The sequence below is a fragment of the Variovorax sp. AB1(2024) genome (assembly GCF_037482385.2).
GTDB lineage: Bacteria > Pseudomonadota > Gammaproteobacteria > Burkholderiales > Burkholderiaceae_C > Variovorax.
Genome location: NZ_JBBHKP020000002.1, coordinates 791,762 through 811,347, shown reverse-complemented (window position 1 = coordinate 811,347; position 19,586 = coordinate 791,762). Strand labels below are relative to the sequence as shown.

Annotated in this window: 20 protein-coding genes; 15 read left to right on the top strand and 5 right to left on the bottom strand. The window is 66.7% G+C overall.

Translation table 11 applies throughout. The features are described from left to right. Window positions 1-7: 7 nt before the first annotated feature. Window positions 8-967, top strand: coding sequence for a Bug family tripartite tricarboxylate transporter substrate binding protein (locus WIX39_RS30655; RefSeq protein ID WP_081269220.1), 960 nt, complete (start codon window positions 8-10; stop codon window positions 965-967). 94 nt (window positions 968-1,061) lie between these two features. Here WIX39_RS30655 and WIX39_RS30650 read toward each other — a convergent pair whose 3' ends face one another. The 3 genes from WIX39_RS30650 to WIX39_RS30640 all read right to left on the bottom strand — a co-directional run bounded on the left by WIX39_RS30650 (window position 1,062) and on the right by WIX39_RS30640 (window position 3,376). Next, window positions 1,062-1,466, bottom strand: a complete 405-nt coding sequence (locus tag WIX39_RS30650; protein WP_409196840.1) for a hypothetical protein — start codon at window positions 1,464-1,466, stop codon at window positions 1,062-1,064. Beyond that, a complete protein-coding gene (locus WIX39_RS30645) occupies window positions 1,451-1,708 on the bottom strand; it encodes a hypothetical protein (RefSeq protein WP_409196839.1) in 258 nt (85 codons plus the stop codon). Before WIX39_RS30645 ends, WIX39_RS30650 begins: the two co-directional genes overlap by 16 nt. A gap of 540 nt (window positions 1,709-2,248) precedes the next feature. Beyond that, window positions 2,249-3,376, bottom strand: a complete 1,128-nt coding sequence (locus WIX39_RS30640) for a branched-chain amino acid ABC transporter substrate-binding protein (RefSeq protein WP_409196838.1) — start codon at window positions 3,374-3,376, stop codon at window positions 2,249-2,251. 133 nt (window positions 3,377-3,509) lie between these two features. Here WIX39_RS30640 and WIX39_RS30635 point away from each other — a divergent pair, with 133 nt between their 5' ends. After that, window positions 3,510-4,154: a TetR/AcrR family transcriptional regulator gene (locus WIX39_RS30635; protein ID WP_234383148.1), complete on the top strand. Its 645-nt coding sequence runs from the start codon at window positions 3,510-3,512 to the stop codon at window positions 4,152-4,154. 166 nt (window positions 4,155-4,320) lie between these two features. On the opposite strand, the gene WIX39_RS30630 is transcribed toward WIX39_RS30635, so the two are convergent. Further along, window positions 4,321-4,620, bottom strand: a complete 300-nt coding sequence (locus tag WIX39_RS30630) for a hypothetical protein (protein ID WP_409196837.1) — start codon at window positions 4,618-4,620, stop codon at window positions 4,321-4,323. On the opposite strand from WIX39_RS30630, the gene WIX39_RS30625 reads away from it, so the two are divergent. From WIX39_RS30625 to WIX39_RS30565, 13 genes are all read left to right on the top strand, one after another. Beyond that, window positions 4,607-5,131, top strand: a complete 525-nt coding sequence (locus WIX39_RS30625; protein WP_106938019.1) for a MaoC/PaaZ C-terminal domain-containing protein — start codon at window positions 4,607-4,609, stop codon at window positions 5,129-5,131. The two genes, WIX39_RS30630 and WIX39_RS30625, sit on opposite strands and share 14 nt — an antisense overlap. After that, entirely contained in the window at window positions 5,128-5,910 is a 783-nt protein-coding gene (locus WIX39_RS30620; RefSeq protein ID WP_409196836.1) for an enoyl-CoA hydratase/isomerase family protein, read from the top strand. The genes WIX39_RS30625 and WIX39_RS30620 overlap by 4 nt, the downstream gene beginning before the upstream one ends. 3 nt (window positions 5,911-5,913) lie before the next feature. Beyond that, the gene (locus tag WIX39_RS30615; RefSeq protein WP_409196835.1) at window positions 5,914-6,297 is read left to right on the top strand and encodes a Zn-ribbon domain-containing OB-fold protein; all 384 of its coding nucleotides are present in this window, start codon (window positions 5,914-5,916) and stop codon (window positions 6,295-6,297) included. Further along, complete coding sequence (locus tag WIX39_RS30610; RefSeq protein WP_409196888.1) at window positions 6,297-7,451, top strand: acetyl-CoA acetyltransferase; 1,155 nt, start codon at window positions 6,297-6,299, stop codon at window positions 7,449-7,451. Before WIX39_RS30615 ends, WIX39_RS30610 begins: the two co-directional genes overlap by 1 nt. Before the next feature lie 7 nt (window positions 7,452-7,458). Further along, window positions 7,459-9,111, top strand: a complete 1,653-nt coding sequence (gene paaN / locus WIX39_RS30605; RefSeq protein WP_409196834.1) for a phenylacetic acid degradation protein PaaN — start codon at window positions 7,459-7,461, stop codon at window positions 9,109-9,111. 34 nt (window positions 9,112-9,145) lie between these two features. Continuing rightward, on the top strand, window positions 9,146-10,507 hold the full coding sequence (locus WIX39_RS30600) for a phenylacetate--CoA ligase family protein (RefSeq protein ID WP_285412750.1): 1,362 nt from the start codon (window positions 9,146-9,148) through the stop codon (window positions 10,505-10,507). Window positions 10,508-10,646: 139 nt separating this feature from the next. After that, window positions 10,647-11,744 carry a hypothetical protein gene (locus WIX39_RS30595; protein WP_285412751.1) on the top strand — a complete coding sequence of 366 codons (1,098 nt, stop codon included), beginning with the start codon at window positions 10,647-10,649 and terminating at the stop codon, window positions 11,742-11,744. 20 nt (window positions 11,745-11,764) lie between these two features. Then, on the top strand, window positions 11,765-12,778 hold the full coding sequence (locus WIX39_RS30590) for a 2Fe-2S iron-sulfur cluster-binding protein (protein ID WP_409196833.1): 1,014 nt from the start codon (window positions 11,765-11,767) through the stop codon (window positions 12,776-12,778). Window positions 12,779-12,826: 48 nt separating this feature from the next. Further along, window positions 12,827-13,993 carry an ABC transporter substrate-binding protein gene (locus WIX39_RS30585; protein WP_409196832.1) on the top strand — a complete coding sequence of 389 codons (1,167 nt, stop codon included), beginning with the start codon at window positions 12,827-12,829 and terminating at the stop codon, window positions 13,991-13,993. A gap of 22 nt (window positions 13,994-14,015) precedes the next feature. Continuing rightward, a complete protein-coding gene (locus tag WIX39_RS30580) occupies window positions 14,016-15,053 on the top strand; it encodes a branched-chain amino acid ABC transporter permease (RefSeq protein WP_285412753.1) in 1,038 nt (345 codons plus the stop codon). Beyond that, window positions 15,050-16,837 carry a branched-chain amino acid ABC transporter ATP-binding protein/permease gene (locus WIX39_RS30575; protein WP_285412755.1) on the top strand — a complete coding sequence of 596 codons (1,788 nt, stop codon included), beginning with the start codon at window positions 15,050-15,052 and terminating at the stop codon, window positions 16,835-16,837. Before WIX39_RS30580 ends, WIX39_RS30575 begins: the two co-directional genes overlap by 4 nt. Beyond that, window positions 16,834-17,598, top strand: coding sequence for an ABC transporter ATP-binding protein (locus tag WIX39_RS30570; protein WP_409196831.1), 765 nt, complete (start codon window positions 16,834-16,836; stop codon window positions 17,596-17,598). Before WIX39_RS30575 ends, WIX39_RS30570 begins: the two co-directional genes overlap by 4 nt. 11 nt (window positions 17,599-17,609) lie before the next feature. Continuing rightward, on the top strand, window positions 17,610-19,019 hold the full coding sequence (locus WIX39_RS30565; protein WP_409196830.1) for an FAD-binding oxidoreductase: 1,410 nt from the start codon (window positions 17,610-17,612) through the stop codon (window positions 19,017-19,019). Between the two features lie 9 nt (window positions 19,020-19,028). Here the strand turns inward: WIX39_RS30565 and WIX39_RS30560 are convergent, their stop codons facing one another. Beyond that, on the bottom strand, window positions 19,029-19,523 hold the full coding sequence (locus tag WIX39_RS30560; RefSeq protein ID WP_106938030.1) for an Lrp/AsnC family transcriptional regulator: 495 nt from the start codon (window positions 19,521-19,523) through the stop codon (window positions 19,029-19,031). Window positions 19,524-19,586: the final 63 nt, after the last annotated feature.

The window sequence follows — 19,586 nt, the reverse complement described above, 5'->3', positions numbered from 1 at the left end:
CAAAACCATGAGAAGACTCACTCTGCTCGCCGCGATGCTGCTGCCGATCGCAGCCTTGGCGCAAGGAAAATGGCCGGAGAAAGCCATTACCTTTGTCGTCCCCTTTCCGCCTGGTGGGCCGACGGACATCATGGCGAGGCTGATTGCCACGCCCCTGTCGAAGCGCTTGAACGTGCCCGTCATCGTGGACAACAAGGCTGGCGCCAGCGGCAACATCGGAACCTTGCAGGTCGTCCGGGCGAAGCCCGATGGTTACACCATCTTGCTGGCCGCCAGCGGAAACCTCTCTGTCAACCAGTATCTCTACAAGAATCTGGGCTTCGACCCGATCAAGGACCTGACTCCGATCGTCCAAATCTCGAAGTTTCCCCTGGTACTGGAGGTATCGGCATCGAGCTCTCTCAAGTCCTTCGAGGATTATGTGGAGTACGCCAGGAAGCCGGCCAACCGAGTCACGTTCGCTTCGGCGGGCAATGGAACTCCACAGCACCTCGGCGGAGAACTGTTCAAGGACGGTGTCAAGGTCGATATCACCCACATTCCGTACAAAGGCGCGGCGCCCGCTATCGTGGATTTGATAGGTGGCCAGGTCACCAGCATGTTCGACATTCTTGGCAGCTCGATGCCGCACATCAGGTCTGGCAAGCTTCGCGCGCTTGCCGTGACCACCAGGAGCCGTTCCGAACAACTGCCGGACATTCCGTCGGTCAGCGAACTTGGTTACCCGAATTTCGACTACTACGCATGGCACGGCATCTCGACCACAGCCGGCACGCCGAAACCAGTCATCGACCGACTGAACGCCGAGATCCGGGGAATCTTTCAGGATTCGGCATTCAGGGCGCAGTGGAAGGAGATCGGTTCGGACATCGTCGTAGGCACTCCCGAGCAGTTCGGGGAGGTCACCCGCAGCGAGGCTCGAAAGATGGAGACCCTCATCAAGAGCTTGAAGATTCAGCTGGACTGAACCTGGATTCCCTGATGACAGACAACGGCTCTGGGCGCGCCTTCCTCCAAGAGCAGGTCACGCAGCCAAGAGGTCGCTGTCGGCGGATGGTGCGTCATTCTTGGCGCAAGCGCAGCTTGGTGGCGCGGGCCCCCTCGGGGCAAGGGCCGTCGGAGTATTCAGACTCGCCCGAAAGCGTGACGCACTTGCTCACCTCGACCGTCTTGACAGTCTTTGCGACCACCGGCTGCTGCGGGGCGTCGGCCACTGCCAGCGCGTAGGTCCTCACGGGCCGCGGCGCCTGCGGCGCGCGCTCGGCCATCACGGGCGGCGGCCTCACGTCCACCTGCGCGGGCATGACGGCAACCGGCACCGGTGCCCGCGCGGCGCTTTCGCGGACCAAGTCCTGCAGCGCCACGTAGAAGAGGAACATGGCAAGCAGCGCCACGGCCAGACACGGCGCCCAGAAGCGCTCGGGCCCGGCAACCGGACGGGCACGAGGTGTCAGCGACGCGGCCATGCCCGGCCTCCCGTCTGCAAGGCACCCGCCAGCTTCGCAATGCCGCCGGTTCCGCTGGCTGCGCGCCCGATCAGCGCACCGCCCGCCGCACCTGCCACGATGCGCGCCAAGAATGAGCGGCTGCGGCCTGCCGCCAGCAGCAGCAACACGCCCGCGCCGAGCACCACCAAGTGCTCGCCGGGGTAGTCTGCGCGCGCGGCGTCCACTTTCTTGAATTCGTTGATCGTCGATTCGAGGCTCATGGCTGAAGCTCCTTTTTTTGTGTTCATCCGTTCGTATCCTCCGGGGCGACGCGTCGCTGTAGGCCTGCGCCATGCACGCTCGCGGGATCCCACCCGAAAACATGGCGGACTGCGCCGCAGGGGTCCCGTGTAGCCGCTCCGGGCCGGGGCTCGTCGGCCTCCTTCGACTACGGTCGGCAGCGGATTCAACCGGCCGAGGCAACACATTCGCTGAACATTTCAGCAGGTGTATGGAGTCCGCGGAAGAAGTGGCGTGCATGGTTTCCCGGCTCGCAGGTCCGAAGCTGGCTTTTTCACGGGGGCCATGCGCGCGATCGATGGTGCGTTCGGGGCGTGAACCGGTTTGGATCACGCATCCAATTCGATGCGGTCACCGTGAAAGCAGCTCGATCACCTCAGCCGTCAAGGTGACCGAGCGCGTCGAGTGGCTTGCGGTGCCAATCCATCGGCGCGCGTGTCCAACTTGTCTGCAGCTTTTCACTTGGCTTCGAATTCAAGCGACGTCCCGGTAGTTCCGAATTTGAGCCACGTGCAGAATTGCTATGGTGCCGGCACCAACTTACCCGCGCGCACCTTATATATCGTCACCGTACCGCGGAGATTGTCTCCGCGTGCATCGAAGGCGATCGGACCGATCAGGCCGGTGAGCTTTACGCTCGTGAGCTTCGGCCCGTAGACCAAGGGATCAGTGGAGCCGCCTTGCTTCATCGCTTCCACCAGCACCATGACCGCATCGTAGGCATAGGGCGCGAACACAATCACGTCGGTGCCGAAGCGCGCCTTATATCGCTGGTTGAAGTCCGCAAAGGCGACCATGGCCTCGCGCGGCGCGCCGGCCTGCGAGCAGTAGGCACCCTCGTTGGTGCCTGCTGCAAGCTTGCTCCATTCGCTGGTGCACACGCCATCACCCGCGATGAAGGAGGCTGTCAATCCAAGTTGCTTCATCTGCCGGTTGACCAGCGCGGCCTGCGCGTCGGCACCGGCGTAGACGATCACATCGGGCTTGAGCCCGCGCAGGGTGGTGAGAATGGCCGAAAAGTCTGTCGAGCGGTCTGTGCCGAACTCGCGTTTGATGATTTTCACCCCTGCCTTGCCGAGGTCCGTGATCACTTGGTCGGCCAGGCCTTGCCCGTACGCGGTGCGGTCGTCGATGACCGCTGCGGTCTTTGCCTTGAGTGTGCGTGCGATGTAGCCGGCGATGCCGTCGGCTTGCTGCACATCGGTGGCCATGAGCCGCGCGGCGAACTTGTACCCAGCGCGCGTGTACTGGGGGTTGGTTGCGGCTGGCGCGACCTGCGGGATGCCGGCGTCGTTGTAGACGCGAGCCGCGGGGATGGTCGTGCCCGAGTTGAGATGGCCGACGATGCCATTCACCCGCATGTCGGCGAGCTTCTGCGCCACCGTGGTGGCACTGGCGGGATCCGCCCGGTCGTCCTCGACCACCGCCTCGAATCGCAGCCTGCGGCCGCCAATTGCGAGGCTCTGCGCATTGAGGTCCTCGATGGCGAGCCTCGCGCCGTTCTCCATGTCCTTTCCGAGGTGGGCGATGGCGCCGGTCAGCGGCGCGGCGACGCCGATGCGTACAGGCGCGTCTTGTGCCTGCGCCTGTGTGCCGGCGAGGGTAGCGATGACGAGCAAGGCGAGGACGTGGCGTTTCGACGGGTTCATGCGCAACTCCGTGGTTCGGGTGGATCGTGATTCGGGCCGGCTCAGCGCCGCAAGGCCTGGGTTAGAGTAGGCCGTCCAGATGGAATAAATTTCGCTGTTTTGCCCGAGTGCGTAGAGCGCGGGCGGACGAAACATGCGCAATACGCGCGTGCATCGAACGAAGCATTTTTCTTTTGCGGGCAATGCCGACATGGCCAGAACCAAATCCGACAACTTTGACGACATCCGGGCCACCATCCTCGACGCGGCCGCGGCGCTCTTTGCCAAGAACGGCTTTCGCAACACGAACATCATCGACATTGGCGCCGCCTGCAATGCGTCGAAGTCGCGCATGTATCACTACTTCCCCTCGAAGGAAGCAATGCTTGCAGAGATGCTTGGTAACCACGTGAGCGCCTTGGTGGCGATCGCCTCGGACTTGGTGTCTGCACCAATCGATCCGCGTACACGGCTGCGCAACTACTTTCTCGCGCACCTCAAGTACTACTACGAGCAGCGCGACCGGCACACGGTGCTGATCGAGGATGTCTATCACCTGCCGGATGAACTGCGCGCGCAGGTGAATGCCAACGAGCAGAAGCTGGTGAACTTTCTGTGTGCGCTGCTGCGCGAGATCAACGCCCAGAAATTCAAGGACCGTCAGGCGGCGACCACGCATGCAATGCTGATGTATGGCATGCTGAACTGGACCTACACCTGGTATCAACCTACAGGGCGTCTTAGCCTCGATTCATTGGCCGATCAGGCGACCGACATGTGTTTGCATGGAATTGTGTAGCGTCTTCGTTGGAACACATCTTCGCAGCGGCGACGACGTAGAAGCCGGGGGCCTCCTCCCGCGCACCGAGCCAACTTTCGAGTGGGGAGACGCACACCCCTCGTCTCCATTGCGGTCCTCGCCTACCGAGAACTGCCATCGCTGCTTTGCAGCACAGCAAGTGGATTTACGCGTTCAGCCCGCGGGGCTTGAGCAGACCGCGCAGCCCGGCGTACCACCGGCGGCACGCATTCGGGCTTGGCGGCTGGTTCAAGCCCTCGTTCGGCTTCAAGCGAAACGAGAGCTTGCTTGATGCGACGAGCACGGCGTCACGCACGTCTGAATCCATAGCCGCCTGGCGGTACGGTGACCGGCGCAACGCTGAAAAGTCGTCAAGCGACGAATAGCGCGAGGCGCATTGCTTCCTGCTCGGCGGCGTTGCCCGGCTGCGGGTAAGCCCTAGCTGCCACAAAGTGTTGTCCTTCATTTATATTCCGTCTGGAAGGATAAAGAAATTGCAAACGACCGATATCACCAGTACCTGCGCATTTCTCGAGCAGTACTTCGACCAGATCGAGGAGGGCGCCAGCTTCCGTTCGCGCGGACGCACCCTCACAGAGGCCGACATACTTCAGTGGTGCGCGCTGACCGGGGACTGGTACGTGCTGCACACCGACGCGCACCATGCGGCGCGCACGCGCTTTGGCCAACGCATCGCGCCCGGCTTGATGTTGCTGGCCTATGCGGCCGGCCTCGGCATTCCGCCCGCTGCGCCGGCGATCGTCGCGAACTACGGCAGCGACGCGCTGCGATTCACGGCGCCGGCGTTCATCGGCGACACCATTCATCTCGAGGCCGCAGTGCTCGAGAAGACGGTGAAGCGCCCCGCCACCGACGGGGTGCTGCGGCTGCAGTGGAACGTTCACAACCAAAACGGGCTGCTGCTGATGGCCAGCGAACTGCGCATCCTGATGGCTTTCCAGGGAGCTGCGCGATGAGCGGCGGGATCTCTACCGAAGCGGTGCGCCTGACGCTGGAACTGCCGCTCGCAGTCGTCGCGATCGACCGACCCGCTGCGAAGAACAGCCTGCGTCTCGACGAGATGACGGCGATCGCCGACGCAATCGGCGAAGCGGTGTCCGCTGGTGCGCGCGCGGTGCTGGTGCGCGGCACACGCCATGCCTTCTGCGCCGGACGCGACCTCAAGGACACGCATCCCGGGACCGACGACACGCTCGCGATCCTGCGCGAGCGGATCAACCCGGTCCTTGCCGCCGTGCGTGACTGCCCGGTGCCGACGATCGCAGCGGTGCAGGGCCCCGCGCTGGGCTTCGGCTTCGGGCTGGCGCTGGCCTGCGACATCGCGCTCGTTGCCGATGATGCGCTGCTAGGCAGTCCGTTCCGCAACATCGGCGCGGTGCTCGACTCGGGCGGTCATCATCACCTGCGCGAACGCGTCGGGCAGCATCGTGCAGCCGAGCTGATATTCCTGGGGCGGCTGATCTCGGGGCGTGAAGCCGCAGCGATGGGGCTCGTCAACCGAAGCGTGGCGGCCGAAGCGCTGGACGAGATCGCTCTGCAGATGGCGCGCGAGATCGCGGGTGGTCCAACTGCCGCCTTTGTTGCGTCGAAGCGAATCCTGTCGCGCGCGCTTTCTTTCGAAGAGACGCTCGAGCTCGAGGCGATCGCGCAAACCGAGGCGTTGGGAGGACCCGATGGCATCGAAGGCATCGGCGCTTTCCAGCAAAAGCGCAAGCCGCGCTTCATCGGACGCTAGGCGATGGCTATGACCCCCGCTCCTGATACAGCGCGTTCGCCGCGCGCCCACTTCCTTGCCGCGTTGGCCGAAGGCCGGCTGGTCTACCAGTTCGACCACGGCGCGGGTCGCGCGGTCTTTCCGCCGCAGGCCGTGGGACCGGGTGGACGACCCGGCGATCTCGAATGGCGCACCAGCCGTGGCAAGGGTACGGTCCATGCGTGCACCGAGGTGCAGCGGCGCGACGGCTCGTTCAACATCGCGCTGGTCGATCTCGACGAGGGATTCCGCATGATGGCCACGGTGGTCGATGCGTCGCCCGGCGCACTGCGCATCGGGCTGCGCGTGGCCGCGCGTATCGAGCTCTGGAACGATGTGCACCGCGTGGTCTTCGGAGCGCTCGCATGATGGCAACGAACCTGCGCGGCGCGACCGCGATCGCTGGCATCGGCAGCAGCGGCTTCGCGACGATGCCGGTACTTTCATCGCCTCTCGACGCGATGGCGTTGGCATCGGTGCGCGCGCTCGACGACGCGGGGCTCTCGCTGGCCGATGTCGATGGCGTGTTCGCGGCCGGGCTGCAGCTCTTCATGCCCACGCTCAGCTTGTGCGAGTACCTGGGCCTGCGCCCACGCTACACCGACTCAACCCAGGTCGGCGGCGGTGCCTTCCTCGCTCACTTGAATCACGCGCGAGCCGCGATCGCGGCCGGACTCTGCTCGGTCGCGTTGATCGCCTATGGCAGCACGCAGAAGTCCGCGGGCGGACAGTTCGCGACCCATTCCGAACCCAACCCCTACGAAGTGCCCTATGGCTACCCGGGCCCGCTCGCGGCCTACGCGATGGTCGCGCAGCGCCACATGCATGAGTTCGGCACCACGCGCGAACAGCTCGCGCAGGTGGCGGTGAGCGCGCGCGACTGGGCGCGGCTGGACACCGACGCGCCAGATCCGGGGCCGCTGTGCATCGAGGATGTGATCGCGGCGCGGCCGGTGGCGCTTCCCTTCACCGTGCGCGATTGCTGCCTCGTGACCGACGGCGGCGGCGCGCTGGTCGTGGTCTCGGCCGATCGCGCCGCACAGCTTCGACGCGAGCCGGTATATCTGCTCGGCGTGGGCGAAGCCGCCACGCACCGCAGCATCGCGCAGATGCCGGACCTGGTGCGCACCGCAGCCGCAACATCCTCGGCCACGGCCTATGCACAGGCCGGCTTCGGGCCGAAGGACATCGACGTGGTGCAGTTCTACGACGCCTTCACGATCATGCCGATCGTCTTCGCCGAGGACGCGGGCTTTTGCGCCAAGGGAGAGGGCGGTGCCTTTCTCGACGGCGGTCGCACCTCGCCAGGCGGCGATTTCCCGATGAACACCAACGGCGGTGGGCTCTCACTCGGCCATCCAGGCATGTTCGGCATCTACACCGCGATCGAATCCGTGGTGCAGTTGCGCGGCGATGCCGGTGCGCGCCAGGTGGCCGGCGCCGAACTCGCGCTGGCCCACGCGCCGGGCGGCTACATGTCGAGCCAATGCACTGCAATCTTCGGCACCGCCGCCACGCTCTGAACCCACCATGAAACTCCAAGCCCTCCAACAGAAACACGCCGGCCCCCTGGCCGATGCCATCTCCGCCGTGGCCCGCCGCGGCTACCACAGCGCCTATCCCGAGGATCCGGCGCATCCCGTCTATGCCGATGGCTCGCGCGAAGCCGGCGAGGCGGTTGTGCGCGCGCGCTGGATGCAGCGCGATGGCGCGATCCGCGGCGAGGAGCGCAGCGCCTTCGGCGCGCCGTTCGACACGGCCTACGCCGACGAGCCGGTAGACGCCGTGCTCGCACGCGCCGAAGCCGTGGCGCCGGCATGGGCCGCGCTCGACCCGGCCGAGCGCGCCGCGGTGGCGCTCGAGATCTTCGAGGCGCTGCAGCAGCGCGCTTTCGAGATGGCTTTCGCCTGCACGCATGCCTGCGGCCAGCCGTTCGCGATGGCCTTCCAGGCCGGCACGGCGCATGCGCTGGACCGCGCGCTCGAGGCCGTGGCCATCGCCGTGCGCGAGATGGGCGCCTATCCGGCGCGCGTGCTCTGGGAGAAGCCCGATGCGCGCCGGCCGCTGCGCGTGGAGAAGACTTTCGAGATCCTGCCGCGCGGCATCGCAGCCGTGATCGGCTGCGCTACCTTCCCGACCTGGAATTCCTATCCGGGCCTGTTCGCAAGCCTGGTCACGGGAAACCCGGTGATCGTGAAGCCGCATCCCACGGCCGTGCTGCCGCTCGCGCTGTGCGTTGATACGGCGCGCACCGTGCTCGCGCGCCTGGGTCTCGACGCCGATGTGGTGCAACTGCTGGTCGACACGCGCGTTGCGCCCAAGACCAAGGCGCTTGCGCTCGATGCGCGCGTGAAGCTGATCGACTTCACGGGCGGTCCCGAATTTGGCGAGTGGCTCGAGACTCACGCGCGCCAGGCCCATGTCTTCACCGAGAAGGCCGGCGTCAATGCGGTGCTGATCGAGAGCACCGGCGACTACCCGGGCCTGGTACGCAACCTTGCGCTCACGCTGAGCCTTTACAGCGCCCAGATGTGCACCACGCCTCAGAGCCTGTACCTGCCGCGCACGGGCATCCGACTGCAGGACGGCATGGCGAAGACGGTCGAGGATTTCAAGGCCGACCTCGCCGCAACCGTGGGCAAGCTGGTCGCCGATCCGGTACGCGCCGTCGAATTGCTGGGCGCGATCCAAAGTGATGCCACCGAGGCGCGCGCCGTCGAAGCCACGTCGATCGGCGAGCCGGCGTTCGTCTCGCGCCGGCTCGCGCATCCCGAGATGCCCGATGCGGTGCTGCGCACGCCGGCCCTGTACACAGTGCCGCCCGAAGCCCTCGACACCATCGCGCGCGAGCACTTCGGCCCGATCAGCCTGCTGATCGTGACCGAGGACGCGGACGCAGCGCTGCGGCATGCGCACGAGGTCACGCGCTTGCGCGGTGCGATCACCTGGTCGGTGTACTCGCGCGACGAGGCCTTCGTGCGCCGCGTGAAGCACGCGGCCGCCGACGCTGGCGTGCACCTCACGCTCGACATGACCGGCCCGGTGCTCGTGAACCAGTCCGCGGCCTTCAGCGACCTGCACGTGAGCGGCCACAACGCGGCCGGCAATGCGGCGCTGTGCGACACGGCCTTCGTGCTCCCGCGCTTCCGCGTGCTGCAGACGCGCCGCTACCTCGCCGCCTGAGGCGCGGCCACTGCCAAGAACCAAGGAGACGCCCATGACCGAATCCCGCAATGCGAAGGCCGCAGCCGATGCCGCCGACGATTTCCTGTCGCTCGACGAACTGCAGTCGCGCCAAGACGCCAAGCTCGCCGCGCTTGGCCGCCGGCTCGCCGACTCGCCGCAGTGGCGGGCGCATTTAGCGGCCGCCGGTGCCTCCCCACTCGACCTGAAGGACCGTGCCGCGCTGCAGGCGCTGCCGTTGCTCGAGAAGAGCCACCTGCGTGAGCTCTATCCGTATCCGCTGCTCACGGTGCCGCTCGAGCAGGTGGTGCGCTTCTGCGCGACCTCGGGAACCACGGGCCTGCCGGTGCTGTTCGGCTTCACGCGCAAGGACTGGGAAGACACGCTGGTGCGCCAGCTTGCACGTATTTACCGCACGGTAGGCGTTCGCGCGGGTGACCGCGTCTACCAGGGCTATGGCTACGGGCTGTGGATCGGCGGCAGCTCGATGGACGAGGCGCTCAAGGCCTATGGCGCGGTCAACTTTCCTGTCGGCCCCGGCCGTGGCGAACTGATGGTCCAGTGGCTGCGCGACCACCGCCACACGGTCACGACCATGTCGCCGCTATGGCTGATGACGTTGATCCAGCAGGCGCACAAGGCCGGCATCGATCCGCGCCGCGACTGGTCACTGCGCGTGGGGCTGTTCGGCGGCCAGTCGGTGTCAGCCACCTTCCGCAGCGAAATGGAGGCGTTGATGCCCGAGGGTTTTCTGGCGCACAACATCTACGGCACCACGGAGGCCGGCGGGCCGGTGCTCGGCGTCTCCTGCGCGCATTCGCACGGTGACGACGAGATGCATCTGGTCAATGACGACAGCGTGCTCAGCGAGATCCTCGATCCGCAGACCCTGCGCCCAGTGGCGCCGGGCGAGGTTGGCGAGATCGTCTTCACCACCCTCGACAAAGAGGCCTCCCCGGTGCTGCGCTGGCGCACGCGCGACCTGGTTCGCCGCTCCGCCCAGCCCTACCGTTGCGCTTGCGGCCGCCATGCCTATGCGCGCATAGGCCGCATCATTGGCCGCTCGGACGACATGCTCAAGGTGCGCGGCGTGCTGGTCTATCCTTCGCAGATAGAGGACGTGATCGCCGGAGTCGAGGGCTTGGCCAAGGACGCCTGGCAGATCTACATAGACAGCGAGCGCAGCGTGCTCGACCACATGGAAGTGGCCGTGGAGCGCGTGCCTGGCGCTGCCTGCGCGGGCGACGAACTGGCGCGCGAGGTGCGCGCTCGGCTCAAGGCCCGGCTGGGCCTCACGTGCGAAGTGCGTTGCCACGACGAGGGCGCACTGCCGCGCTACGAAGCCAAGGCCACGCGCGTGCTGAGGCGCAGCGCTGCAGAAGCCAATCTGGCATGACGCACCGCACACAACCATGCGGACCACCCGCGCGGATGTCTTTGCGGACACGTCCTTTTTTTTCAATTGATAAGCCGTCTGGAAGGCGAATCAATGAACAACCCCTGAAAACTGAACACATGACAAGGAGAGATTCCCGATGAACCCGTCCCCCGCTTCCCAGGACACCGCCGCGCTCGCGCGCGCGCTGATCCCGCCGCCCGAACAGGTGCTCGCCATGCCCGATCCGCAGACGCTGCTCGCCGAGATCGAGACCGCGCCCGGCATCGACGGGGCGAACATCTTTCCCCTCGAGTGGCACGTGCAGACACCCAAGCTCTACGACATCTACGACGCCGCGCGCGATCCGGGCTGGTCGCCGCACACGCTGGCCTGGGACACGCTGCGCGCGGAGGACTACAGCCTCGACCAGCGCTACGCCATGGCCTACTGGTTCTCGCTGCTCGCCGTGTTCGACGGCTCGGGGCCCTCGGTGTTTGCGCGCGCCATGATCCACACCTACGAGAGCAAGGAAGAGGACCCCGTGCGCAAGTGCTTCTTCTCGGTCGTGCGCGACGAGATGAACCACGAGGAAGTCTGCGGGCGCGCCATCAAGCGCCTCACACCCGGCGGCCCGCTCGGCTATGTCCCCGAGACGCCGCTCGGGCATCTGGCGCGCAACAACATCGAGTGGCTCTACTACAACGGCTCGCGCTACTGGACCGGCTTCAAGAACGGCGTCGACAAGTACCCACTCGCGATTCTGTTCACCTCTTTCCTGTTCGGCGAGGTGGCCTCGAGCACGCTGTTCCACGGGATGTACCAGCGCACCACTATCCCGGTTTTCAAGGAAGCATTCAAGCGCATCGGGCAGGACGAGGGACGCCACCTGGGCATCTGCCTCGCGGTGCTGCAGAAACTGCTGCCGGTGCTCACCGAAGACGACAAGCAGATGATCAGCATCCAGCTGCGCGCAGGTTTCGTGTTCCTCTCAGGCATTCTGTATGAGCCGCCCGAGCAGTTCTGGAAGCTGCCGCCCACCTTCATCCCCGCGCAGCGTCATATCGACGAGGTCGCGCGCAGCGCCGGCTTGGGCATCCTCACGCTCGACGAGCGCAAGGCCAATTGGAAAACGGCCGTACTGCGGATGAAGGCCAACCTCGATCCCTACGGCATCGAATTCCCCGCGCTGCCCGAAGTCGGCATCGAGGGCAAGGAAGTGGTGTTCGATCCCGAGAAGGTGATCCCGATCTTCTAGGCCGAATGAAATTCATGAACATGAGCAGAACGATCGTCGTCAACGAGGCCCTGCGCTTCGGTGTGCCCGAGGGCGAGATCATCCTGGACGCCGCGCTGTCGCAGGGCGTGATCCTGCCGCACCAGTGTCGGGGCGCTTCCTGCGGCATGTGCAAGGCGCGTGTCACGCAGGGCACGGTCGACAACAGCTGGTCGCTGGGCCTCGCGATCTCCGACCAGGAGATTGCCGACGGCTTTTGCCTGATGTGCCAGTCGCGGCCGTTGAGCGCCGAGGTGCATCTGAGCACGGTGCAGCCGATCCCGGGCGGCGAGGGCTCGGCCGTGCAGAGCTTTGAGGCGCGCGTGCTATGCAACACACCGCTCACGCCGCGCGTGCGGCGGCTGGTGTTGCAGGCGTGCGAGCCGGCGCGTTTCGAAGCGCAGGCCGGCACCTATGTGGAGCTCGCGCTGCCGGGACTCTCGCCGCACCGACGCTACAGCCTCGCGACCGTGCCCTCAAGCGATGGCCTGATAGAGCTGCTGGTGGCGCGCCATCCGGGCGGAGCGGCCAGCGGCCACGTCCACGACCTGCTGCAGCTCGGCGACATCATCGGTGTGACCGGGCCGTACGGTACCTGCCGATTGCCCGAGGGTGAGGGCCCGGTGCTCGGGCTCGCGGGTGGCACCGGCCTGGCACCCGTGCTCTCGATCATGGAGGATGCGCTCGGGCAAGGTGACACGAGCCCGATGACGCTGCTGTTCTCGGTTCGCGACGACACCGAATTGATGCTGCTGGACCGCCTCGCGGGGCTGGCGCACGCGCATCCGAACTTCCGCTATGCGCTGCTGGTGACCGAGGCACGCAGCCGCTTCTCCACGAAGCAGCAGTACGCGCCCTCGTGGCTGCGCGAGAACCACGAGTCGCTGGCCGGCGCTCGCGCGGTGATCGGCGGCTCGCCGGGCTTCGTCGCGGCCTGCTCCGACACCTGCATCGCGCTAGGCATGGGGAGCGAGGCGATCTCAGCCGACAGCTTCACGCCGGTGGCGCAGACCTAGCTTTTCCGATTTCTTCCCGGCACGACAGACATATAAAAGGAGACAACGATGATTGAGATTGCAAAGGCCCATTTCCGGGCTGCCGCCTTCGGCGCGTCACTGTGCTTCGCGGCGCTCACGGGCGCGCGGGCCGACATCAATGTGGGCGTGGTGGTCTCGGCCACCGGGCCCGCCGCCTCGGTCGGCGTGACCCAGCAGCGCACGGTGTCGGTGCTGCCCGCCAGTGCGGGTAGTGAGAAGATCAACTACATCCTGCTCGACGACGCGTCCGACACCTCGACCACGGTCAAGAACGTGCGCAAGCTGATCTCCGAGTCGGCAATTGACCTGCTGATCGGGCCGAGCCTCACGCCCAACTCGCTGGCCGTGCTCGACGTCCTGGTGGAAAGCGGTACGCCGATGATCAGCCTCGCGGGCTCGGGCGCCATCGTCGAGCCGGTGGACGAACGCAGGCGCTGGGCCTTCAAGACGCCGCAGAGCGACACTCACATGGCGACTGCGATCATCAAGCACATGGCCGACAACGGCGTGAAGCGCGTGGCTTTCATTGGCTTCAACGATGCTTACGGCGAAGGTTGGTGGCGTGAGTTCAACAAGCTCGCGGAGCTGCGCAAGATCGAGGTGGTGGCCAACGAGCGCTACACGCGCACCGATGCTTCGGTTACCGGGCAGGTACTCAAGCTGCTGGCCTCGCAGCCCGATGCGGTGTTCATCGCGGCCTCGGGCACGCCGGCGGTGCTGCCGCAGGCCACGCTGTTCGACCGCGGCTACCGCGGCAAGGTCTACCAGACGCATGGCGTGGCGAACAACGACTTCCTGCGCGTGGGAGGCGCCAAGCTCGAGGGCACCTTCGTGCCGGCTGGCCCCGTGCTGGTGGCCGAGCAACTGCCCGACAGCCATCCGGCGAAAAAGCCCTCGCTCGAATTCATCCGCAAGTATGAGGCGCTGCCGAACGCGGGCCAACGTTCCACCTTCGCCGCCTACCTCTGGGATGCGGCGCTGATCCTGCAGGACGCGGCGCCGCGCGCGCTCAAGGGCGCCAAGCCCGGCACGCCCGAATTCCGCAAGGCGCTGCGCGACGCGATAGAGGTCACGCAGGACCTGCATGCCACCAACGGCGTCTACAGCCTCGGGCCCAAGGACCACATCGGCCTGGACCAGCGCAGCCGGGTGATGGTGCGCATCGAGAAGGGCAGCTGGAAGTACATCCCCTGACGCACGCCGGACACGAAAGATCATGGATATGCAGATCTTCGGCCTGCTGGTGCAGGACGGCCTTGCGAGTGGCGCGGTCTACGTGCTGCTGGCGCTGGCGCTCGTGATGGTCTTCACCGTCACGCGCATCGTGTTCGTCCCGCAGGGCGAATTCGTCAGTTGCAGCGTGCTGACCATTGCGGCGTTCCAGCAGGGCCATGCGCCGGGACTGGCGGTGCCGGTCGCGGCGGTGGCTCTGTTGGCCTGCGGCATGGAAACCGCCGGGCGTGTGCGGCAGCGCAATCTCGCGGGGCTCGGTGCCCGGATCGCGCTGCTCGGCGCGCTGCCGATGGCGGCCTGCGCCTTCGCGTGGTTCGGCGTCGACGCGCGCTCTCCGGCCTGGATGCAGACGGCCGCGGCGGTGGCGCTGGTCACGGCGATGGGGCCGCTGATCTACCGCACGGTGTTCCGGCCGATGGGCAATGCCACGCCGCTGGTGCTGCTGGTGGCGGCGATCGCGCTGCACTTCGTGCTGGTGGCGCTGGGCCTGTACGTGTTCGGGCCCGAGGGCTCGCGGCTGCCGGGCTTTGAACTGCCGGCCGGCCTGCTCGCGGGACTGCCGGTGGCGCCCCAGACGCTGGCTGTGGTGATGGCGAGTGCCGTGCTCGTGGCCGTTTTCTTCGCTTTCTTCGGCCACACGCTGAGCGGCAAGGCGCTGCGCGCCACCGCCGTGTGCCGCGATGGCGCGCGGCTGGTTGGTATTTCGCCTGACCACTCGGGCGAGTTGGCGCTGACCATCGCCGCCTTCATCGGCGCCGTCTCGGGCGTGCTGATCGGCCCCTTCACAACCATCTACTACGACTCGGGGTTCCTGCTTGCGCTCAAGGGCTTTGTAGGTGCGATTGTCGGCGGCCTCTCGGGCTACGTCCTTGCCGCTGGAGGCTCGCTCGTAGTGGGCCTGCTCGAGGCCTTCTCGTCTTACGGTGCGAGCGCTGCCAAGGAGATCATCGTGTTCGCATTGATCGTGCCGCTGCTGCTGTGGCGGTCGCTGGCCGACCCGCATTCGCAGGAGGCTTCATGACGTTTCGTTCCTGGGTGCTCGCGGCCTTCGCCGTGGCGGCCATTTCTGGCGTCGTGCTGTTCGCCTCAAGCTACTACGTCACGCTTGCGAGCTTCGTGCTGCTCTACGCCACGGTGGCGCTCGGGCTCACCTTGATGACCGGTTTCGCCGGGCTGATCTCCTTCGGGCAGGCGGCCTTCGTCGGCATCGGCGCCTACGCGGCCGGCTACCTCGCGGTGGCACACGGCGTGCCCGGCTGGGCCACGCTGCTGGCCGGGGTCGCGCTCGCAACGCTCGCGGCCGCAGGGATCGGCGCATTGACGCTCTCGATGGGCGGCCACTACCTGTCGCTGGCCACGCTGGCATGGGGCGTGGTCGTCTACTACGGGCTGGGCATTGTCGAGCCGCTGGGCGGCTTCAACGGCCTGTCGGGCATTCCCGCGCTGACCCTCTTCGGTCTCGACTTCGCCTCCGAGCGGTCGATGTTCTGCCTGATCGCGCTGGGCTTCGCGCTCGCCTTCTGGCTGGTGCGCAACCTGCTCGACTCTCGGTTGGGGCGCGCCGTGCGTGCGCTGCGCGCCGGTGCCGACCTGCCCGAGGCGTTTGGTGCGCATGCGTTCCGGCTCAAGGTCGCGGTGTTCTGCACCGCCGCGGGCTTGGCCGGCATGGCGGGCTGGCTCTACGTCTACATGCAGCGCTTCCTCAACCCCACGCCCTTCGGGTTGCAGATGAGCATCGAATACCTGTTCATGGCCGTGATGGGCGGCGTGGGTGCGCTGTGGGGTGCGCTGGTAGGCGCTGGCGTCGTGGTGGTGCTCAAGCAGGTGCTCCAGGATGTGCTGCCGGCACTGCTCGGCCGCTCGGGCAACTTCGAAATGGCGGTGTTCGGCGTGCTGATGCTGCTGATCCTCGCGCGCGCCAATGCGGGACTGTGGCCACTGCTGGCGCGCTGGACGCGCGCCGCGCCCGCGGCGGCACCGCGGCCCGTGGCGAGCGGCGAACCGGCCGTGCTGCAAATGCCAGCGCAGCGCGCGCCCGCCACGGCAGGTGAGGTGCTTCTGTGCGTCGACGAGGCCGAGAAGCGCTTCGGTGGGCTGGTCGCGGTCAACCGCGTCTCCTTCGAGGTGCGCGACCGGGAGATCGTTGCGTTGCTGGGTCCCAACGGCGCGGGCAAGAGCACGCTGTTCAACCTGATCACCGGCCTCTTGCCCGCCAGCGCCGGCGCGATCACGCTGCGCGGCCAGCGCATTGATGCGCTCGGCGCGCGCCGCGTGGCCGCGCGTGGCGTGGCGCGCACCTTCCAGCATGTGAAGCTGGTGGCCGATATGAGCGTGCGAGACAACGCGGCGCTCGGCTGCCATCTGCTCGGGCGAGACGGCTGGCTGCGCGCGATGCTTCGGCTGGACCGTCGTGAGGAGGCCGAGATCCAGGCCATGGCGCTGGCTCAGCTGAGGCGCTGCGGCCTCGAGGACCTCGCGGACGCGCCTGCCGCCAGCCTGCCGCTGGGCAAGCAGCGCATTCTGGAGATCGCGCGCGCCCTGTGCGCCCGCCCTCAGCTGCTGCTGCTCGACGAGCCCGCTGCCGGCCTGCGGCACCAGGAAAAAAGGAACCTGGCCGTGCTGCTCAAGCAACTGCGCGGCGAGGGCGTGACCGTGCTCATCGTGGATCACGACATGGAATTCATCATGGACATCGCCGACCGACTGGTCGTGATGCAGTTCGGCCAAAAGATTGCAGAGGGCGAGGCGCAGGCAGTGCGCGACGACCCGCGCGTGCAGCAAGCCTACTTGGGGAGTGCGGCATGACGCTGGAAGCCCGCGCCCTGTGCGCGTTCCATGGCCGAATCCCGGCGCTGCACGAAGTCGACGTGGCGGTGCCGCCCTCGGGCATCGTCACCGTGGTCGGACCCAATGGCGCAGGCAAGTCCACGCTGCTGGCCGCGCTCATGGGTCGGCTGCCGATGAGCGGCGAAGTCCGGCTTGACGGCACCGACCTGCGCTTCGTCTCGCCCGAGCGCCGCGTGGCGATGGGCCTTTCACTGGTGCCGGAGCAGCGCGACCTTTTCGGGACCATGAGCGTGGCCGACAACCTTGAGCTCGGCGCCTTCTGCTGGCGCCGCGCGGGGCGGCGTGCCATCGCCGCCGAGATGGAGCGCGTGTACGCGCTGTTCCCGCGCCTGGGCGAGCGGCATGCCCAGCTGGCGCACACGCTCTCAGGCGGCGAACGGCAGATGCTCGCTTTGGGCCGTGCGTTGATGGCGCGCCCGCGCATTCTCCTGCTCGACGAGCCGAGCCTGGGGCTCGCGCCGCTGGTGGTGCGTGACATCTTCGCGACCGTGCGGCGGCTCCAGGCGCAGGGCGTGGCGATTTTGCTGGTCGAGCAGAACGCGCGCGCCGCCTTCGAGGTGGCCGACCATGCTTACGTGCTCGAGATGGGCCGCGTGAGCCTGCAGGGGCCGGCCACCGATGTCGCGCGCGATGCGCGAGTCGTCGACAGCTACTTGGGGCGCGCCGCAGCGGCGTCGGCTCCCATCGAATTGATACCGCCCGTCGTGCTGGCGGCCTGAAGGACATACGCATGAATGAGAAATCCCTTGCGCTGCACGAGCGCCCAGTAGCCGCGGTGATTCGGCAATTGCGCGAATGTTTTGGCGATCGCTGCACGACCGGCCAGGCGGTGCGCGACCAGCACGGCAAGGACGTGTCCTTCCATCCGCTGCATGCCCCAGACGCGGTGGTGTTCGCCGAATCGACTGAGGAAGTGGCCACGGTCGCGCGGCTTTGCCACGCGGCCTCGGTGCCGATGATCCCCTTCGGCACCGGAACCTCGTGCGAAGGCGGCGTCGCGGCGCTGCACGGTGGCATCTGCATCGACCTTTCGCGCATGAATGCCGTGCTCGAGATCCACGAGGCTGACTTCGACTGCCGCGTGCAAGCCGGCGTGACGCGCAAGCAGCTCAACGCGGCGCTGCACGGCAGCGGTCTGCATTTCCCGATTGACCCCGGCGCCGATGCCTCGATCGGAGGCATGGTGTCGACGCGCGCCTCGGGCACCAACGCCGTCCGCTACGGGACCATGCGCGAGAGCGTGATGTCGCTCGAGGTGGTGCTGCCCGATGGAGAGGTGGTGCGCACCGGGGGGCGCGCCCGGAAGTCGGCCGCGGGTTACGACCTCACGCACCTGTTCACCGGCGCGGAGGGCACGCTAGGCATCGTCACCGAGGTGGGCCTGCGATTGCATCCGCTGCCCGAGCAGATCGCGGCCGCGCGTTGCGCTTTTCCTCATTTGCGCGCGGCCATCGACGCGGTCACTGCGATCATGCAGACCGGTGTGCCGGTGGGGCGCATCGAGTTCCTCGATGCGCAGCAGATCGAGGCCTGCAACCGCTACGCGAAACTCGGGCTGCCGGTCATGCCCACGCTGTTCCTCGAATTCCACGGTGCGCCCGAAAGCGTGGCACAGCAGGTGCGCGTGGCCGAGGAACTCGCAGGCGAGAATGGCGGCGTTGGCTTCGCGTGGGCCGACACGCCCGAGGAGCGCAGCCGCCTCTGGCAGGCACGCCACGACGTGTGGTGGGCAGCGCTAGCACTGCGCCCCGGCTGCCAGGGCATGCCCACCGATGCCTGCGTGCCGATCTCGCGCTTGAGCGAAGCGGTGCTGGCAGCGCGCGCCGACGTCGAAGAACTGGGGCTCACCGCCCCCATGTGCGGTCACGTGGGCGACGGCAACTTCCACCTGTGCGTGGTGGTTGACCCCGCGGATGCCGACGAGATGGCGCGTGCCGAGACGCTGAACGCGCGCTTGATGCGCCGCGCCATCGCGATGGGCGGCACCTGCACCGGCGAGCACGGCATCGGCTACGGCAAGCTCGACTTCCTCGAACTCGAGCGCGGCGCCTCGATGCGCGTGATGGCGGCGATCAAGCAGGCGCTCGATCCACGCGGAGTGATGAACCCGGGTAAGGTGCTGCGGCAACCCAGCGTGTGAACCGCTCCGTCAGAACGACACCCGCGTCAGGTCGAGCCGGGTGTCGTTCTTAACCTCGCGCAGCGCGACTGAGGTCTTGATCTGCCGGATGCCCTCGAGCTTCAGCATGAAGCGGTGAAGGAAGCGGTCGAAGGCCAGCGCGTCAGGTACCACGATCTTGAGGATGTAGTCGCTGTCGCCGGTGGTGACCCAGCACTCGAGGATTTCGGGCGTGGCCTGCACCGCGCGCTCGAAGGCCGCCACCACCGTTTCCGAATGCCGCTCCAGGCTGATCTGCGTGAACATGCAGCCATGCAGGCCGACCTTGTTGCGATCGACCAGTGCGACGAAGCGGCGGATGATGCCGCTGTCCTCGAGGTCGCGAAGCCGGCGCCAGCAGGGCGCTGAAGACAGGCCCACCTCGTCGGCCAGTGCCTGCACCGTCATGCGGCCGTCGGCCTGGAGCAGGTCGAGGATGCGGCGAGTAGGTGCGTCGGACAGCGGCGTCGAATCAGTCTTTCCCATGGTGGCAATCTCCGGAATGAAACATGCCGGGTTGTCACCAACACCGCACGGATCACAATTATA

Coding starts and splice junctions, on each gene's coding strand:
- WIX39_RS30655 (WP_081269220.1), top strand. CDS start 8: ATGAGAAGACTCACTCTGCTCGCCGCGATGCTGCTGCCGATCGCAGCC.
- WIX39_RS30650 (WP_409196840.1), bottom strand. CDS start 1,466: ATGGCCGCGTCGCTGACACCTCGTGCCCGTCCGGTTGCCGGGCCCGAG.
- WIX39_RS30645 (WP_409196839.1), bottom strand. CDS start 1,708: ATGAGCCTCGAATCGACGATCAACGAATTCAAGAAAGTGGACGCCGCG.
- WIX39_RS30640 (WP_409196838.1), bottom strand. CDS start 3,376: ATGAACCCGTCGAAACGCCACGTCCTCGCCTTGCTCGTCATCGCTACC.
- WIX39_RS30635 (WP_234383148.1), top strand. CDS start 3,510: ATGCGCAATACGCGCGTGCATCGAACGAAGCATTTTTCTTTTGCGGGC.
- WIX39_RS30630 (WP_409196837.1), bottom strand. CDS start 4,620: ATGAAGGACAACACTTTGTGGCAGCTAGGGCTTACCCGCAGCCGGGCA.
- WIX39_RS30620 (WP_409196836.1), top strand. CDS start 5,128: ATGAGCGGCGGGATCTCTACCGAAGCGGTGCGCCTGACGCTGGAACTG.
- WIX39_RS30615 (WP_409196835.1), top strand. CDS start 5,914: ATGGCTATGACCCCCGCTCCTGATACAGCGCGTTCGCCGCGCGCCCAC.
- WIX39_RS30610 (WP_409196888.1), top strand. CDS start 6,297: ATGGCAACGAACCTGCGCGGCGCGACCGCGATCGCTGGCATCGGCAGC.
- paaN (WP_409196834.1), top strand. CDS start 7,459: ATGAAACTCCAAGCCCTCCAACAGAAACACGCCGGCCCCCTGGCCGAT.
- WIX39_RS30600 (WP_285412750.1), top strand. CDS start 9,146: ATGACCGAATCCCGCAATGCGAAGGCCGCAGCCGATGCCGCCGACGAT.
- WIX39_RS30595 (WP_285412751.1), top strand. CDS start 10,647: ATGAACCCGTCCCCCGCTTCCCAGGACACCGCCGCGCTCGCGCGCGCG.
- WIX39_RS30590 (WP_409196833.1), top strand. CDS start 11,765: ATGAGCAGAACGATCGTCGTCAACGAGGCCCTGCGCTTCGGTGTGCCC.
- WIX39_RS30585 (WP_409196832.1), top strand. CDS start 12,827: ATGATTGAGATTGCAAAGGCCCATTTCCGGGCTGCCGCCTTCGGCGCG.
- WIX39_RS30580 (WP_285412753.1), top strand. CDS start 14,016: ATGGATATGCAGATCTTCGGCCTGCTGGTGCAGGACGGCCTTGCGAGT.
- WIX39_RS30575 (WP_285412755.1), top strand. CDS start 15,050: ATGACGTTTCGTTCCTGGGTGCTCGCGGCCTTCGCCGTGGCGGCCATT.
- WIX39_RS30570 (WP_409196831.1), top strand. CDS start 16,834: ATGACGCTGGAAGCCCGCGCCCTGTGCGCGTTCCATGGCCGAATCCCG.
- WIX39_RS30565 (WP_409196830.1), top strand. CDS start 17,610: ATGAATGAGAAATCCCTTGCGCTGCACGAGCGCCCAGTAGCCGCGGTG.
- WIX39_RS30560 (WP_106938030.1), bottom strand. CDS start 19,523: ATGGGAAAGACTGATTCGACGCCGCTGTCCGACGCACCTACTCGCCGC.